This is a genomic window from Burkholderia orbicola, assembly GCF_900100915.1.
In the GTDB taxonomy this organism is placed as follows: Bacteria; Pseudomonadota; Gammaproteobacteria; order Burkholderiales; family Burkholderiaceae; genus Burkholderia; species Burkholderia orbicola.
In genome coordinates, this window is record NZ_FNKW01000002.1 from 2,497,269 (window position 1) to 2,513,165 (window position 15,897).

The window sequence follows — 15,897 nt, forward strand, 5'->3', positions numbered from 1 at the left end:
CGCGCGATGCAACCCGACCTGAACCCGAACACCACGCAGCCGCTGATCGCGCTGACCGGCATCGGCAAGCGCTTTCCGGGCGTGCAGGCGCTCGACGATTGCCGTTTCGACCTGCGCGCGGGCGAAGTGCATGCGCTGATGGGCGAGAACGGCGCCGGCAAGTCGACGCTAATGAAGATCCTCGCGGGCGTCTACCAGCGCGACGCGGGCGAGATCCGGATGGACGGCCGCCCGGTGGAGATCGCCGACCCGCGTGCCGCGCAGGCGCTCGGCATCGGCATCATCCATCAGGAGCTGAACCTGATGAACCACCTGAGCGTCGCGCAGAACATCTTCATCGGCCGCGAGCCGCGCGGCCGCTTCGGCGTGTTCGTCGACGAAGAGAAACTCAACCGCGACGCGGCCGCGATCTTCCAGCGGATGCGGCTCGATCTCGATCCGCGCACGCCGGTCGGCCGACTGACGGTCGCGAAGCAGCAGATGGTCGAGATCGCGAAGGCGCTGTCGTTCGACTCGCGCGCGCTGATCATGGACGAGCCGACCGCAGCGCTGAACAACGCGGAAATCGCCGAGCTGTTCCGCATCATCCGCGACCTGCGCGCGCATGGGGTCGGCATCGTCTACATCTCGCACAAGATGGACGAGCTGCGCCAGATCGCCGATCGCGTGACCGTGATGCGCGACGGCAAGTATGTCGCGACCGTGCCGATGGCCGACACGTCGATGGAATCGATCATCTCGATGATGGTCGGCCGCCAGCTCGATACGGAAAGCCGCACGCCGCCCGATACGTCCGCGAACGAGATTGCGCTCGAAGTGCGTGGGCTGTCGCGCGGCCGCGCGATCCGCGACGTCGGCTTCACGCTGCGGCGCGGCGAGATTCTCGGCTTCGCCGGGCTGATGGGCGCGGGCCGCACCGAGGTCGCGCGCGCGGTGTTCGGCGCGGACCCGGTCGATGCGGGCGAGATCCGCGTGAACGGCCGGGCCGTGACGATCCGCACGCCGGCCGACGCGGTGAAATACGGCATCGGCTACCTGTCCGAGGATCGCAAGCACTTCGGGCTCGCGGTCGGGATGGACGTGCAGAACAACATCGCGCTGTCGAGCATGCGCCGCTTCGTGCGCCGCGGCCTGTTTCTCGATGCGCGTGGAATGCGCGAGGCCGCGCAGTCTTACGTGCGGCAGCTCGCGATCCGCACGCCGTCGGTCGCGCAGCCCGCGCGGCTCTTGTCGGGCGGCAACCAGCAGAAGATCGTGATCGCGAAATGGCTGCTGCGCGACTGCGACATCCTGTTCTTCGACGAGCCGACGCGCGGCATCGACGTCGGCGCGAAAAGCGAGATCTACAAGCTGCTCGACGCGCTCGCCGCCGACGGCAAGGCGATCGTGATGATCTCGTCGGAATTGCCCGAGGTGCTGCGCATGAGCCACCGGATTCTCGTGATGTGCGAAGGCCGCGTGACCGGCGAATTGCGCGCGGCCGACGCCACGCAGGAAAAGATCATGCAGCTCGCGACGCAGCGCGAGTCGACCGTGTTGTCCTGATTGTCCCGATTCAGACGCCTAACGATCATGTCCAACGATACGCATCCCGTTCCGCCCCTCGCCACCGGCGACACGCCGGCCGCCGCGTCGAGCCTGAAATCGCGCTTCTTCAACCCGGCCGCGCGGCAGAAGCTGCTCGCGTTCGCGAGCCTCGTGCTGTTGATCGTGTTCTTCAGCTTCGCATCGTCGAACTTCCTCGAAGTCGATAACCTCGTGTCGATCCTGCAGGCCACCGCCGTGAACGGCGTGCTGGCCGTCGCCTGTACGTACGTGATCATCACGTCCGGCATCGACCTGTCGGTCGGCACGCTGATGACGTTCTGCGCGGTGATGGCCGGCGTCGTGCTGACGAAATGGGGAATGCCGCTGCCGCTCGGGATTCTGGCCGCGTTGTGCTTCGGCGCGCTGTCGGGTTGCGTGTCGGGCTTCGTGATCGCGAAGATGAAGGTGCCGCCGTTCATCGCGACGCTCGGCATGATGATGCTGCTCAAGGGGCTGTCGCTCGTGATCTCGGGCACGCGGCCGATCTACTTCAACGACACGCCGGGCTTCACGTCGATCGCGCAGGATTCGCTGATCGGCAACCTCATTCCCGCGCTACCGATTCCCAACGCGGTGCTGATCCTGTTTCTCGTCGCGATCGGCGCGTCGATCGTGCTGAACCGGACCATCTTCGGCCGCTACACGTTCGCGCTCGGCAGCAACGAGGAGGCGCTGCGGCTGTCCGGCGTGAACGTCGATGCGTGGAAGATCGCCGTCTATACGTTCAGCGGCGCGGTGTGCGGGATCGCCGGCCTGCTGATCGCGTCGCGGCTGAACTCGGCGCAGCCGGCGCTCGGGCAGGGCTACGAGCTCGATGCGATCGCGGCCGTCGTGATCGGCGGCACGTCGCTGTCGGGCGGCGCGGGCAGCATCGTCGGCACCATCATCGGCGCGTTCATCATGAGCGTGCTGACCAACGGCCTGCGCATCATGTCGGTCGCGCAGGAATGGCAGACGGTCGTGACGGGCGTGATCATCATTCTCGCCGTCTACGTGGACATCCTGCGCCGGCGTCGCCGCTGACGCCGATACCGAGGCGCCAGGGCATGGGCTTCACCGCCGGCCGGGCCGGCATTTCAGTCGATACCAACCAAGGAGACGCGAAGTGATCAGGAGCAAGGTGTTGAACGCGATCGTCGGGCTGACGTTCGCCGCGGGCGTCACGGCCGGCGCGCAGGCGCAGGAAACCTATATCCCGCTGATCTCGAAAGGCTTCCAGCATCAGTTCTGGCAGGCCGTGAAATCGGGCGCGACGCAGGCCGCGAAGGACTACAAGGTGAAGGTGACGTTCGAAGGGCCGGAAACCGAGGCGATGGTCGACAAGCAGATCGACATGCTGTCGGCCGCGATCGCGAAGAAGCCGGCCGCGCTCGGCTTCGCGGCGCTCGACAGCAAGGCCGCGCTGCCGCTGCTGAAGAAGGCGCAGGCCGAGAAGATCCCGGTGATCGCGTTCGACTCGGGCGTGGACAGCGACATCCCGGTGACGACGGCCGCGACCAACAACAAGGCCGCGGCCGCCCTTGCGGCCGACAAGCTCGCCGCACTGATCGGGGACGAAGGGCAGGTGGCGGTGGTCTCGCACGACCAGACGAGCCGCACCGGCATCGACCGCCGCGACGGCTTCCTCGACCGGATGAAGTCCGCGCACCCGAAGGTGCAGGTCGTGACCGTGCAGTACGGCGAAGGCGATCAGTTGAAGTCGACCGAAGTGACGAAGTCGATCCTGCAGGCGTACCCGAAGCTCAAGGGGTTGTTCGGCACCAACGAAGGTTCGGCGATCGGCGTGGTCAACGGCGTGCGCGAGATGAAGCGCAAGGTCGTGATCGTCGGCTACGATTCCGGCAAGCAGCAGAAGGACGCGATTCGCAGCGGGCTGATGGCCGGCGCGATCACGCAGAACCCGATCGGGATCGGCTACAAGACGGTCGAGGCGGCCGTGAAGGCGATCAAGGGCGAGAAGCTGCCGAAGGTCATCGATACCGGGTTCTACTGGTACGACAAGACCAATATCGGCGATCCGAAGATCGCGGCGGTGTTGTACGACTGAACGTGGCGGATGGGCGGGGGCGACGCTGCGGGCCGTCGCCGCCGCGGTGATTGAACACGAGGGCATCATGGGCGCAGTGCGTATCGATTCGCATCAGCACTTCTGGCGTTATCGCGCGGCCGACTATCCGTGGATCGGCCCCGGGATGGGCGTGCTCGCACGCGACTACCTGCCCGACGAACTGTGGCCGCAGATGCATGCGCAGGCGCTCGGCGCGTCGATCGCGGTGCAGGCGCGCGCCGGCCGTGACGAGACGGCGTTCCTGCTCGATCTGGCGCGCGACGATGCACGCATCGCGGCGGTGGTCGGCTGGGAGGATCTCGGTGCGCCGGCGCTGGCCGACCGCGTCGCCGAGTGGCGCAGCCCGAAGCTGCGTGGTTTTCGTCATCAGGTGCAGGACGAAGCCGACGTTGGCGCGTTCGTCGCCGATCCCGCTTTCAATCGCGGCGTCGCCTGGCTGCAGGCGAACGGCTACGTGTACGACGTGCTCGTGTTCGAACGCCAGTTGCCGGACGTCCGTGCGTTCTGCGCGCGGCACGATGCGCACTGGCTCGTGCTCGACCACGTCGGCAAGCCGGCGCTCGCCGAGTTCGAGCGTGACGACACCGCGCTCGCGCGCTGGCGCGCGTCGCTGCGTGAGCTGGGCGCGCTGCCGCACGTCGCGTGCAAGCTGTCGGGGCTCGTGACCGAAGCCGACTGGCGGCGGGGTCTGCGTGGCCAGGACATCCGGCATATCGAGCAGTGCTTCGACGCGGCGCTCGACGCGTTCGGCCCGCAGCGGCTGATGTTCGGATCGGACTGGCCCGTGTGCCTGCTCGCGGCGTCGTATGACGAGGTTGCGTCGCTGGTCGAACGCTGGGCTGAATCGCGCCTGTCGGCGGCCGAGCGCGGCGCGTTGTGGGGCGGCACGGCCGCGCGCTGCTACGCGGTGCCGGGCGATGTGAAGCGCGGCATATAAAATAGGCGCGAACGGTCTGTGCGATTTGACAGGCCGTCCGGAACGAAACCGATTACCAGCGTCAACGTATGTCCATCCAGCCGATTCAGAACCGCCGCCTCTACCAGCAGATCGCCGACAAGCTCAGTGCGATGATCGAGTCCGGCGATTTCCCGCCGGGCAGCTATCTGCCGCCCGAGCGCGAACTCGCCGAACGGTTCGGCGTGTCGCGCACGTCGGTGCGCGAGGCGCTGATCGCGCTCGAAGTGAACGGACTCGTCAGCGTGCGCGTCGGCGACGGCGTGAAGGTGCGCCATCCCGAAGCGGCCGCGGCGCCCGAACCCGCGCCGGCTCCCGACGCGACGGTCGCGCCGTTCTCGATCGTCGAGATCGATCCGGAACTCGGCATCGCGCTCGATCTCGACACCGAAATCCCGCCGTTCGCGCTGCTGCAGGCGCGCCGGCTGATCGAGCCGGAAGCCGCGGCGCTCGCCGCGAAGCACGGCTCGGACGCGCAGATCGAAGGCATCCACGAAGCATTCCTGCGCAACCAGGACGACAACCGCAGCGGCTCGCTCACGCACCCGGGCGACCGGCTGTTCCATATCCGCATCGCGGAGGCGAGCGACAACGCCGCGTATGCGCTGATGATCAAGCAGTTGCTCGCGCACAAGTACGACCTGATGTTCCAGCGGCTGCAGTCGCTGTACATGCCGAACGACATGCCGCACCGGTCGGAGCTGGAACATCGTGCGATCCTCGATGCGATCCGCGCGCGCGACCCCGACGCCGCGCGCCGAGCGATGGCCGAGCATCTCGATGAAGTGATTCGCATCTTCGGCCGCGCGCTCGACTGAGCGTGCGAATCGATTCGCTGCAGGGTCGGCAGCGGTGGCGCGATGCGGCGCGGTTCCGGGTGCCGATACGGCCACCGTCCCGCGCGAGGACACCGGACGTCGGTATAGAACGAACGCAGCGACGCGAGCGACGCGTGCCGGCCCGCCGGCATGCCGCCCGCGCGCCGAATGGAGTGTGACGAATGCGCGTGAACGATTGCCACAATTTCCACGACTTCCGCGAACTGGCGAAGCGGCGGTTGCCGGGGCCGATCTTCAATTACATCGACGGTGCGGCCGACGATGAAACCACGTATCGACGCAACACGAGCGCATTCGAAAGCTGCGATCTGGTGCCGAACGTGCTGCGCGGCGTGCGCGATGTCGATCTGTCGGTGACGGTCATGGGGCAAAAGCTCGGCATGCCGGTTTATTGTTCGCCGACCGCGCTGCAACGCCTGTTTCATCATGACGGCGAGCGGGCCGTCGCCGCAGCAGCCGCGAAATTCGACACGATGTTCGGCGTGTCGTCGCTCGGTACCGTGAGCCTGGAAGAAGCCCGCGCAATCAGCCCGGGCCCGCAGGTCTACCAGTTCTACTTTCACAAGGATCGCGGCCTCAACCGCGAGATGATGAACCGCTCGAGGCAGGCCGGCGTGAACGTGATGATGCTGACGGTGGACAGCATCACCGGCGGCAATCGCGAGCGCGACAAGCGCACCGGCTTCTCGATTCCGTTCCGGCTGACGCTCGCGGGGCTGACCGAGTTCGCGTTGAAGCCGGCCTGGGCGGTCAACTACCTGACGCACGAGCGGTTCCGTTTGCCGCAGCTCGACCGGCATGTCGACATGGGCGGCGGCGCGATGTCGATCAGCCGCTACTTCACGGACATGCTCGACCCGTCGATGTCATGGGACGACGTCGCCGCGATGGTGCGCGAGTGGAACGGGCAGTTTTGCCTGAAAGGCGTGATGTCGGTCGACGACGCCCGCAGGGCGGCGGACATCGGCTGTACCGGCATCGTGTTGTCGAACCACGGCGGGCGGCAGCTGGACGGTTCGCGCGCCGCGTTCGACCAGCTCGCCGAGGTGGTCGACGCGGTGGGCGACCGGATCGACGTGATGATGGATGGGGGCGTGCAGCGGGGTTCGCACGTACTGAAGGCGCTGGCGCTGGGGGCGAAGGCCGTCGGGCTGGGGCGTTATTACCTGTTCCCGCTCGCCGCTGCCGGGCAGCCCGGTGTCGAGCGTGCGTTGCAACTGATGCGCACGGAGATCGAACGCGACATGCGGCTCATGGGCTGCGCATCCGTCGCGCAGCTCGGGCGAAACCAGCTTCGTTTTCGCTGACGGCGGGTTTCGGCGCCATCCCGGCCTGCGTGCCGGCGCCGGCATCGCGCGCTCAGAAGCGGTCCGCGCGATACGGTGCCGGGTCGGTGAACGGCGCCTCGCCGGTCATCATCTCGGCCAGCAGGCGGCCGGTGACGGGGCCGAGCGTCAGCCCGTGATGGTTGTGCCCGAACGCGAACCACAGCCCGCGATGCGCGGGCGCGGGGCCGATCACCGGGCGCATGTCGGGCGTGCACGGCCGGAAGCCGAGCCACGGATGCGGGTCGAGCCGCTCGCCGAAACCGAACACCGGCCGCGCGACGCGTTCCGCGCGTTCGAGCTGCACGCCCGTGGGCGGAAGCCCGCGCCGCGCGATCTCGACGCCGGTCGTCAGTCGCAGCCCGCGCCGCATCGGCGCGATTACATAACCGTATTCGCGATCGACGATCGGCGCCGACGGCACGCCGCACGCGGACGGCGCGTAGTGCATGTGGTAGCCGCGCTTCTCGCGCAGCGGGATCTTGTAGCCGAACTTGCCGAACACCGTGTCGGACCACGGGCCGAGCGCGACGACGACGGCCGGCGCGGCCGCCGGGCCGTCGTCGGTGCGCACTTGCCAGCCGGGCGACAGCGCGTCGAGGCTCGCGGCGTCGCCCGTCAGCAGCGTGCCGCCGCCCTGCACGAACAGGTGCGCATACGCTTTGACGAGCGCGGCCGGGTCGACGACGCTTTTCGGGTCGAGCCAGTGCAGCGCGCCGCAGAAGCCCGGTGCGAGGCTGGGTTCGTGCGCGCGCAGCGCGGCCGCATCGAGCGGCGTGATGCCGAGCCCGTGGCGGCGCGCGGTGAGGCCGGCCTCGGCCACGCCGCGTTCGAATGCGGCCGGCGTGCGGAACGCTTCCAGCCAGCCACTGGCGCGGACCAGTTCGCCGGCGCCGGCCCGCGCGATCAGCGCGTCGTGTTCGACGATGCAGCGCTCGATCAGCGGCAGCATGTCGCGCGAGGCCGCTGCGTGACGCGGCGGCGCCGATTCCCACCAGAACCGTGCGAGCCACGGCGCGAACGCGGGCAGCGACGCGCTGTGCCAGTAGAGATCGGTGGAGCGGTTCAGCGCATAGCGCATCAGCGTGAACGGGCTGCGCGGGAACGGATACGGTTCGACCGACGAGCGCTCGATCAGCCCGGCATTGCCGAAGCTCGTGCCTTCGCCGGGCGCGCCGCGATCGACGAGGGCGACCTTGCGGCCGCGATCCTGCAGGTGCAGCGCGGCGGAGACGCCGACGATGCCGGCGCCGAGAACGATGACGTCGAAATCCATCGATGGTGAGTGACGGTTGGCGGGGCGCTTGCCCGCGGTGCGGCGCGCGCGCCCGGTTGGAGAATGTTCGAGCTGCAAGCATACTCGCGGCGGCGCGCGGCACCAAGGGGCGCGTCGCTAACGGAGCATGTCGGCCCATGCGGCCGAGAACTGCCGGGCGGCGTCGAAGCACACCGCGTCGTCGCTGGGTGCACCGATCAATTGCACCCCGACCGGCAGTTCGCCCGATGCGAAGCACGGCGCGCTGACGACCGGCAGCCCCGCGAACGAGATCGGTTGCGTCAGCAGGCCGAGCGTCTTCGCGGGTTCGAGTGCGACGCCGTTGACATCGACGGTCGCGTCGGTGATGCGCGGCGCTGCACAGGGCGTCGCGGCCGCGAGCAGCAGGTCGTAGCGCGCGAACAGCACCGCGATGCGCGCACGCCAGGCGGCACGGTGGGCAAGCGCGCGCCGATACGCGGTGTCGGACGTCGCGAGGCCGGCAGCGAGGCGCGACCGCAGGTGTTCAGAGACGAGCGCCGCCGGCGCGTCGACCAAACCGTGATGGGCGCGCGCGAGCTCCACGTTCGAGATCACGAGCGCCGCTTCGCGCACGTGCGCGACTTCGTCGCTGGCGACTGCTACTGTTTCGTTCGCTCGCAGGCAGGCCGCTGCACGTCGGACAGCGCGTTGCGCATCCGCATCGGCATGTGTTTCGAAATCACCGGCCAGTACGGCGACGCGAAGCGGGGCGGCCGGATCGCGCGGCCGTTGCGCGTGCGGTACATGCGCTTCGCGCAGCGTGTCATACAGCACCGCAAGATCGTCGACATCGTTCGCGAACCCGCCGACGGTATCGAGCGAGTCGGCATACGGCAGGCAGCCGGCCCGCGACAGCCGTCCGTCGCCGGGCCGGAACCCCCATACGCCGCACAGCGCCGCCGGTGCGCGGATCGAGCCGTTGGTATCGCTGCCGAGCGCGAGCGGCACGTAGCCGGCGGCGACCGCGGCGGCCGAGCCGCTCGACGAGCCGCCTGTCATGCGTGTCGGGTCGGCCGGGAGGCGCACCGCGCCGTAGTGCGGATTCACGCCGGTGGCGCCGCACGCGAGTTCATCCATCTGCGTCGCCCCTATGGGGACCGCGCCGGCCGCGCACATTCGCGCAACGATCGTCGCATCGGCGACGGCGGGCGGCAACGTCGCGCGCGCCGGCGATCCGGCAACCGTCGTATAACCCGCCACGTCGATGTTCCACTTCACGAGGAACGGCACGCCGGCCAGCGGGCCCGGGTCGCGTCCGGCCCACACGAGGCGGTCGATGCGCAGCGCATCGCGCCGTGCTCGCTCGTCGAAGGTGGCTGCGCACGCGTTGATCGCGCTGTCGCGGGCGGCGATGTCGGCGAGCACGGCTTGCACGAGCGACATCGCGCTCACCTGCCCGGCGCGCACCTTCGCCGCCAACGCCAGCGCGCTGCGCATCGATGGCGCCGCGCTCACGTGCGCACCATGAGCCGGCGCGGAATCGACAGGATCAGCGCAGCGGCGGCGAACAGCGTGAAGGCGAGCAGCGCCACACCGAGCTCGGTGCTGCCCGTCAATCCGGTTGCATAGCCCATCAGCGTCGGGCCGACGAAACCCGCGACGGCCGCGCCGATGTTGACGAGCCCGGCGCCGCCCGCGGCCGCTTCTCCCGCGAGAATTCGCGACGGCAGGCTCCAGAACATCGCGAGCGTGCTCATGATGCCGGCCACGCCGACGGTCAGGCACGCGACCGCGAGCACGGGATGCGTGCGCATGCCGAGGCTCGCGAGCAGCGCGATGCCGCCGATCGCGACAGGCAGCGCCGTATGCCAGCGGCGCTCGCCGGTCCGCACCGAATGCTGCGCGTTCGCGACCATCGCGACCGACGCGACCAGGTACGGGATCGCGCTGACCAGGCCGATCTGGAGGTTGCTCAACGACCCGAGCGCCTTGATCATCGTCGGCATCCAGAACACGAGCCCGTAGTTGCCGACGTTGTAGAGGAACGACGTCGCGAACAGCAGCCACAGGGTCGGCTCGCGCAGCGCGGCGCCGAGGCGGGTGCGCTTGCCGGCCGCTTCCTGCGCCATCTCCGCGTGAATCATCCGCTTTTCCGTATCGGTCAGCCAGGTTGCATCGTCGATCCGCTCCGTGACACGGGCGAGCAGGTACACCCCCAGCACGATGGCCGGCAGACCTTCGATCAGGAACATCCACTGCCAGCCGCGCAGCCCGAAGCCGCCGTGCGTGGCGTCCATGATCCAGCCGGACAGCGGGCCGCCGACGATCACGCCGAGCGGCATCGCGAGAAACAGAAACGCCATGACCTTCGCGAGCCGGTGCGACGGAAACCACACGCTGAAGTACGCGATCACGGCCGGAAAGAAGCTCGCTTCGGTCACGCCGAGCAGGAAGCGCAGCGCGTAGAAGCTCGCGGTGTCGCGGGTCGTGAGCGTGGCGACCGACACGATGCCCCACGTCAGCATCGAGCCGGCGAGACAGCGCTTCACGCCGATCCGCCGCACGAGCCAGCCGGCCGGCACCTGCAGCAGCAGGTAGCCGACGAAGAACAGGCCCGCACCCACGCCGTACGCAGCGTCCGTGAGGTGCAGGTCCGTCACCATCTGCAGCTTCGCAAAGCCGACGTTGACGCGGTCGAGATAGCCGAAGAAATAGCAGACCAGGATCAGCGGAATGATGCGCCGGCTCAGGCGTGCATACAGTGCATCGAGGCCGGGGGCGACGGCTTGCGCGTGCGCCGGCGGGCCGGCTTGCATGCCGCGCGGCGTGGCGGCACCGTTGGGATTCGTCATGGTGACTCCGTGCAGGTGGCCTTCGGGGCGGCTGCCGCGACCGCGCGACCGCGCGACCGCGCGCTCCCGATCGGCCGGTTCTAGATGTCGCGGCGCAGCGCCCGGCCGGGACGCGTGCCGGTGTGCCGGCCATGTTCGAGCACGGCCTGCCCGTTGACGAACACGTGCTCGATGCCTTCGGGGCGCAGCGTCGGGCTCGCGAACGTCGCACGGTCGATCACGCGGGCGGGGTCGAACACGACGAGATCGGCGTAATGATCGACCGCGAGCCGTCCGCGTTCGGCGATGCCGAACTGCTCGGCGGTGAGCCCCGTCATTTTTCGCACCGCGGTTTCGAGCGGGAACAGGCCGCGCTCGCGGGAGAATTCTCCGAGCACGCGCGGGAACGTGCCCCACAGCCGCGGGTGTGGGCGCATGTCGTTGGGCAGGCCGTCGGAGCCGACCATCGTCAGTTCGTGACGAACGATGCGCTCGACATCCGCTTCGTCCATCACGAAGTAGATCGCGCCGGCGGGGCGCAGCGCGTCGATCGCGGCGTCGACCGAATCGCCGAACAGCGGCAGCAGTTCATGGAAGTCGCGGCCCGCGAGTTCGGGATGCGGCTTCGACCACGCGAGGATCACGCGGGACGACTGATGGATGCGATCCGCGCGCAGCATCGTCGACGTGGCCGGATACGGATGGCAGTCGAGACACAGCGGTTGACGCGTGCGTTGCGCGTCGATATGCGCGAGCGTTTCGACCGAGCGGCCGTGATTGGCCTTGCCGGCCACCTTGTGATGCGACAGCACGACGCGCACGTCGAGCGCGCGGCCGATCGAGAACGCTTCGTCGAGCGACGCGATGATCGCGTCGGTTTCGTCGCGCAGGTGCGTTGCGAAGACACCGCCCGTCTCGCGCAACGGTGCGCACACGTCGATCAGTTCGTCCGTCGTCGCGGCTGCCGCGGGTGGGTAGAAGGTGCCCGACGAGACGCCGAACGCACCGGCCGCCATCGCTTCGCGCACGTCGGCCGCCATTGCCGCGATTTCGGCCGCGTTGGCTGCGCGGTCGAGATCGGCCATGTGCCGCACGCGCAGCGTCGAGTGGCCGATCAGGGCCGCCGTATTGACGGCGGCGGGCGTGGCGTCGAGCGCGTCGAGATAGGCGCGAAAGGACGGGAAGCGGAACGCCTGCCACGCGCCCAGCAGGTCGAGCGGCTGCGGCACGTCCCTTTCGGCGAGCAGCGGCGCGAGGCTGATGCCGCAGTTGCCGGCGATCACCGTCGTGACGCCTTGCGCGACCTTCGGCTCGACGTCGGGATCGGTCAGCACGAACGCGTCGTCGTGCGTGTGGCTGTCGATGAAGCCCGGCGCGACGACGAGGCCGCTCGCATCGACCGTATGCGCGGCCGTCGCACCGCCCAGGTCGCCGATCGCCGCGATGCGCGCGCCGGTCACGCCGAGATCGGCTTCGAAGCGTGCGGCCCCGGTGCCGTCGATCAACTCGCCGCGACGCAGGATCACGTCGAAATGCATGGTGGTTCCTCCGGAATCCGTCCGGATTCGGGGCGTTACCCGTTTCCGTCGTTCATGTTCGCCCCCATCGTCCCCAGCCATTTTTCGGGTGTCCAATGCCGTTCGGCTCGCGATTCATGCGAAACCGTCATCAATTCCCGCGCAGTCACGCGAACGACGCCTTCACCAGCGCCTGGAGGTCGCCCGCGAAGCTGGACATCGAAATGCCGCGATGCCGAACGATGCCGACCGTGCGCTCGATCGTCGGGCTCGCGATCGGCACCGCGCGCACCGCCGGCGAGCCGTACGCACGCAGTGCGCTCTCGGGCAGGATCGCGCAGCCGACCCCGGCCGCCACCAGCGCCGCGACGCACGAGATGTGTTCGACTTCGTAGAACCAGCGGGTTCGCACCGCTTCCTGGCCCATCAGCATTTCGAGCAGCAGGCGGTTGCCGCTGTCGCGACCGCCGATGATCAGCTTCGCCTGGCGCAACTCCCCGAGCGTGACGGCGTCCGCGCGCGCCAGCGGATCGTCGTCATGCGCCGCGAGCACGTAACGGTCGGTGAAGAGCGGTTCGAACAGGAGATCGTCGTCGTCGCCGGGATGCAGGCTCACGCCGAATTCGGCGATGCCCGCGCGCACCTGCGACAGCACGAAGTCATGATTGCCGTCGAGGATCTGCACGGCGACGTGCGGATACTTTGCGGCGTAGCGACGCAGTACGTCGGGAAGCGCCTGCGCGACGATCGTCGGGATCGACGCGAGCCGCACCTTGCCGTAACGTTTTTGCGCGATGTCCTGGATCGACGACAGCATCATGCCGAGCTGCGCGATCTGCTCGCGCGCCATCGGCAGGAACTGGCGGCCGACACCCGTCAACGTCACGCTTCGCGTGGTGCGCTGGAACAACTCGACGCCGAGCGTCTGCTCGAGTTTCTGGATGCGGCGCGACAGCCCCGGCTGGGTCAGGTTCAGTTTTTCCGCCGCGCGATGGAACGTGCCGAGTTCCGCGACGGCGACGAATGCTTCGAGTTCCGAGTTTTCGATTTTCATGACGCTCCGTTGTGCAGGCTGGATCCGGCATTCCGACGTATGGCCGCGGGACGAGCGGACATTCTCGTCGATATCGATTCATTGTCCACCGCGTGGCCCGTACGGCCGTGGAGCGTACATGCATGGCGGATCGAGCCGTTTGACGCACGCGAGATGCTTGAATGCGTGACTGGCGGATGGATGAAGTTTGCCGTGAGCCGGGGTTCAATCCGCAGATCAATGTGCCGACGCCGACACCGGACCGCCGTGGGTTGCCGCAGCACCGGTTCAGCATGCTTTCCGGCAGGATTCGCGGGTGTATCCCACTGGTTTGGGATACGAATTTTTACCTAAGATGGAAGGAATCGTGCGCGTGATACGGTGCCTGCACGCGCATGGCAAGCCGGAGGCGGGAGGCAGGGCCGGGAACGACTGCAGCAGATGTTTCCATCATGGATGCAAGTGTGTGCGCGGCGGCTGCGAGTCTTGCAGTCGCATCGACGCCAGCGTGTGCGGCGGCATTCGCCGCGCGAAAGGCGTCCGGCCAGTGGGGCCGAGTCGCCACGTTCCGCCATGCGCTTGCCGCAATCGTTTGCGTTCTGAGCGCCGTACCGGTCATCGCCGGCGCGCCTGCCGTGATGGACGAGACCCCGGTCGATGCGGTGCAGGTTGCCACCACCGCCACGCCGGCCAGCCCAACGGGTCCCGCCATTTCGTCACACGACACGGCCGTGCGCCAGGTCGTGCTCGGCATCATCAGCTTCACGCGCTGGCCGACCACCCCCGTTCGCCTGCATCTGTGCGTCACCGGGCGGCCCGACTACGCGCGCGGCCTGACCGACACGCTGCAGGCCGGCTCGACGTTGCTCGACGTGCAACGCGTGCGCTTCGACGATCCGTCGCTCGGCATGGCCTGCGACGTCGTCTATCTCGGCGCCTTGAGCAACGACGAGCGTGCGCGGGTGAGAGCCGCGTTGGCCGGCCATCCGGTGTTGACGATCGCGGAACACGACCCGTCCTGCACCGCGGGCGGCATGTTCTGCCTCGACGTCGACGGCGACCGCGTGTCGTTCGACATCAATCTCGACGCCGTCGCGCGCAGCGGCGTGCGCGTGCATCCGAACGTCCTCAATCTGGCGCGACGGCCGGTGACGCCATGACACGCGCCGCGCCTCCCATTCGCGCTTCGCGCCCGCCGCGCCCGACGCTGCAAAGCGTGCTGCGTCGCGCGCACCTGCGCCTCGCGTTCGTCGCCGTGACGATGGCCGCCGTGTCGTTGATCGTCGTCGCCGTGATCGCGTTGCGCGCGTATGCCGGCAACAACCTGAACCTGCTGGCGCGCTCGCTCGGGTATACGGTCGAGGCGGCGCTCGTGTTCGGCGATCGCGTCGCGGCGAACGAGGCGATCGGGATGATCGCCGGCGACGAGGACGTCGCGCAGGTGGTCGTCACCGACAGCAAGGGACAACTGTTCGCCACGTGGCAGTTGCCGGCCGGAAACGGCCTCGCGCGACTCGAGCGCGCGGTGGCCGACGTGGCGCTGCCGGGGCCGGTGACCGTTCCGGTGATGCACGACGGCATCATCGTCGGCCACGTCGTCGTGCGCGGCCGCGGCCACCAGTTCTTCGGCTTCCTGCTCGGCGGCGTCGGCGGCATTCTCGGCTGCCTGGCCGTCAGCGTGTTCGGCGCGTACGTCAGTTCGAAACGCCTGCTGCGCGACATCGTTTCGCCGCTGCGCGCGCTGGCTGGCGTCGCGCACGCGGTGCGGCGCGAGCGTGCGTTCGCGCGGCGCGTCGAGCCGGCGGCGATCGCGGAACTGAACCAGCTCGGCGACGACTTCAACGCGCTGCTCGACGAATTCGAAGACTGGCAGAACACGCTGCGCGACGAGAACGCGTCGCTCGAGCACAAGGCGACGCACGATGCGCTCACGGGGTTGCCCAACCGCGTGCAGTTCGAGTCGCGCCTCGCGCTTGCGCTTTGCGAGGCCACGTTGACGGGGCAGCGGGTCGCCGTCCTCTATCTCGACTGCGACCGCTTCAAGGAGATCAACGATGGTTTCGGTCACGACGCCGGGGACGCGGTGCTGATCGACATCGCATCGCGGCTGCGCACGCGGGTGCGCGAGACCGATCTCGTCGCGCGCCTGGGCGGCGACGAATTCGCGGTGATGCTGGCGGCGGTGCCTGAAGCGGGCAGCGTGTGCCGGATCGCCGACGAGATTTTGTCCGGCATGGCGCCGTCGATCGAGCTGTCCGACGGCCGCGTGGTGGCCACCATGATGAGTGCCGGCGTTGCGCTGTATCCCGATCACGCGTTGGACGCGAGCGGCTTGCTGCGCGCGGCGGATATCGCGATGTACCGCGCCAAGCGCGCGCGGCCGGGATCGTGGCAGTTGGCGGAGAGCGTTGCAGGGCCGGTTTGAGCTCGATCGACTCGCGCCGCGGGCGAGGCCGCGGCGGCGGTTAAAAGAAGCGTCTGCAGGGCGGGCGCGATGGAAGGGGA

13 protein-coding genes are annotated in these 15,897 nt (G+C 68.5%); 8 read left to right on the forward strand and 5 right to left on the reverse strand.

Features of this window, described 5'->3' with window-relative positions; translation table 11 throughout:
- Positions 1–6 precede the first annotated feature (6 nt).
- The 6 genes from BLS50_RS28070 (at position 7) to BLS50_RS28095 (ending at position 6,756) form a co-directional block, all read left to right on the forward strand.
- Positions 7–1,545: a sugar ABC transporter ATP-binding protein gene (locus BLS50_RS28070; RefSeq protein WP_074805839.1), complete on the forward strand. Its 1,539-nt coding sequence runs from the start codon at positions 7–9 to the stop codon at positions 1,543–1,545.
- A gap of 27 nt (positions 1,546–1,572) precedes the next feature.
- Positions 1,573–2,610, forward strand: a complete 1,038-nt coding sequence (locus BLS50_RS28075) for an ABC transporter permease (protein ID WP_006480700.1) — start codon at positions 1,573–1,575, stop codon at positions 2,608–2,610.
- Positions 2,611–2,692: 82 nt separating this feature from the next.
- Positions 2,693–3,634 (forward strand): ABC transporter substrate-binding protein, encoded by a 942-nt coding sequence (locus tag BLS50_RS28080; protein ID WP_074805842.1) that lies wholly within the window; start codon positions 2,693–2,695, stop codon positions 3,632–3,634.
- A gap of 67 nt (positions 3,635–3,701) precedes the next feature.
- Positions 3,702–4,592, forward strand: a complete 891-nt coding sequence (locus tag BLS50_RS28085) for an L-fucono-1,5-lactonase (RefSeq protein WP_074805845.1) — start codon at positions 3,702–3,704, stop codon at positions 4,590–4,592.
- A gap of 68 nt (positions 4,593–4,660) precedes the next feature.
- Positions 4,661–5,428, forward strand: a complete 768-nt coding sequence (locus BLS50_RS28090) for a FadR/GntR family transcriptional regulator (protein ID WP_069231518.1) — start codon at positions 4,661–4,663, stop codon at positions 5,426–5,428.
- A gap of 182 nt (positions 5,429–5,610) precedes the next feature.
- Positions 5,611–6,756, forward strand: coding sequence for an alpha-hydroxy acid oxidase (locus BLS50_RS28095; RefSeq protein WP_074805847.1), 1,146 nt, complete (start codon positions 5,611–5,613; stop codon positions 6,754–6,756).
- 52 nt (positions 6,757–6,808) lie between these two features.
- Here the strand turns inward: BLS50_RS28095 and BLS50_RS28100 are convergent, their stop codons facing one another.
- The 5 genes from BLS50_RS28100 to BLS50_RS28120 form a co-directional block, all read right to left on the reverse strand.
- Positions 6,809–8,050 carry an NAD(P)/FAD-dependent oxidoreductase gene (locus BLS50_RS28100; protein WP_074805851.1) on the reverse strand — a complete coding sequence of 414 codons (1,242 nt, stop codon included), beginning with the start codon at positions 8,048–8,050 and terminating at the stop codon, positions 6,809–6,811.
- A 117-nt stretch (positions 8,051–8,167) separates the two neighbouring features.
- The gene (locus BLS50_RS28105; RefSeq protein ID WP_074806785.1) at positions 8,168–9,508 is read right to left on the reverse strand and encodes an amidase family protein; all 1,341 of its coding nucleotides are present in this window, start codon (positions 9,506–9,508) and stop codon (positions 8,168–8,170) included.
- Between the two features lie 14 nt (positions 9,509–9,522).
- Entirely contained in the window at positions 9,523–10,863 is a 1,341-nt protein-coding gene (locus BLS50_RS28110) for an MFS transporter (protein WP_080486931.1), read from the reverse strand.
- 80 nt (positions 10,864–10,943) lie between these two features.
- A complete protein-coding gene (locus BLS50_RS28115; protein ID WP_012339573.1) occupies positions 10,944–12,380 on the reverse strand; it encodes an N-acyl-D-amino-acid deacylase family protein in 1,437 nt (478 codons plus the stop codon).
- Between the two features lie 145 nt (positions 12,381–12,525).
- A complete protein-coding gene (locus BLS50_RS28120) occupies positions 12,526–13,413 on the reverse strand; it encodes a LysR family transcriptional regulator (RefSeq protein ID WP_012339574.1) in 888 nt (295 codons plus the stop codon).
- A gap of 431 nt (positions 13,414–13,844) precedes the next feature.
- On the opposite strand from BLS50_RS28120, the gene BLS50_RS28125 reads away from it, so the two are divergent.
- Together BLS50_RS28125 and BLS50_RS28130 are read left to right on the forward strand one after the other, a co-directional pair.
- Positions 13,845–14,552: a YfiR family protein gene (locus tag BLS50_RS28125; protein WP_069231513.1), complete on the forward strand. Its 708-nt coding sequence runs from the start codon at positions 13,845–13,847 to the stop codon at positions 14,550–14,552.
- Positions 14,549–15,817 (forward strand): diguanylate cyclase domain-containing protein, encoded by a 1,269-nt coding sequence (locus tag BLS50_RS28130; RefSeq protein WP_027807264.1) that lies wholly within the window; start codon positions 14,549–14,551, stop codon positions 15,815–15,817. The genes BLS50_RS28125 and BLS50_RS28130 overlap by 4 nt, the downstream gene beginning before the upstream one ends.
- The last annotated feature ends 80 nt before the right edge of the window (positions 15,818–15,897 follow it).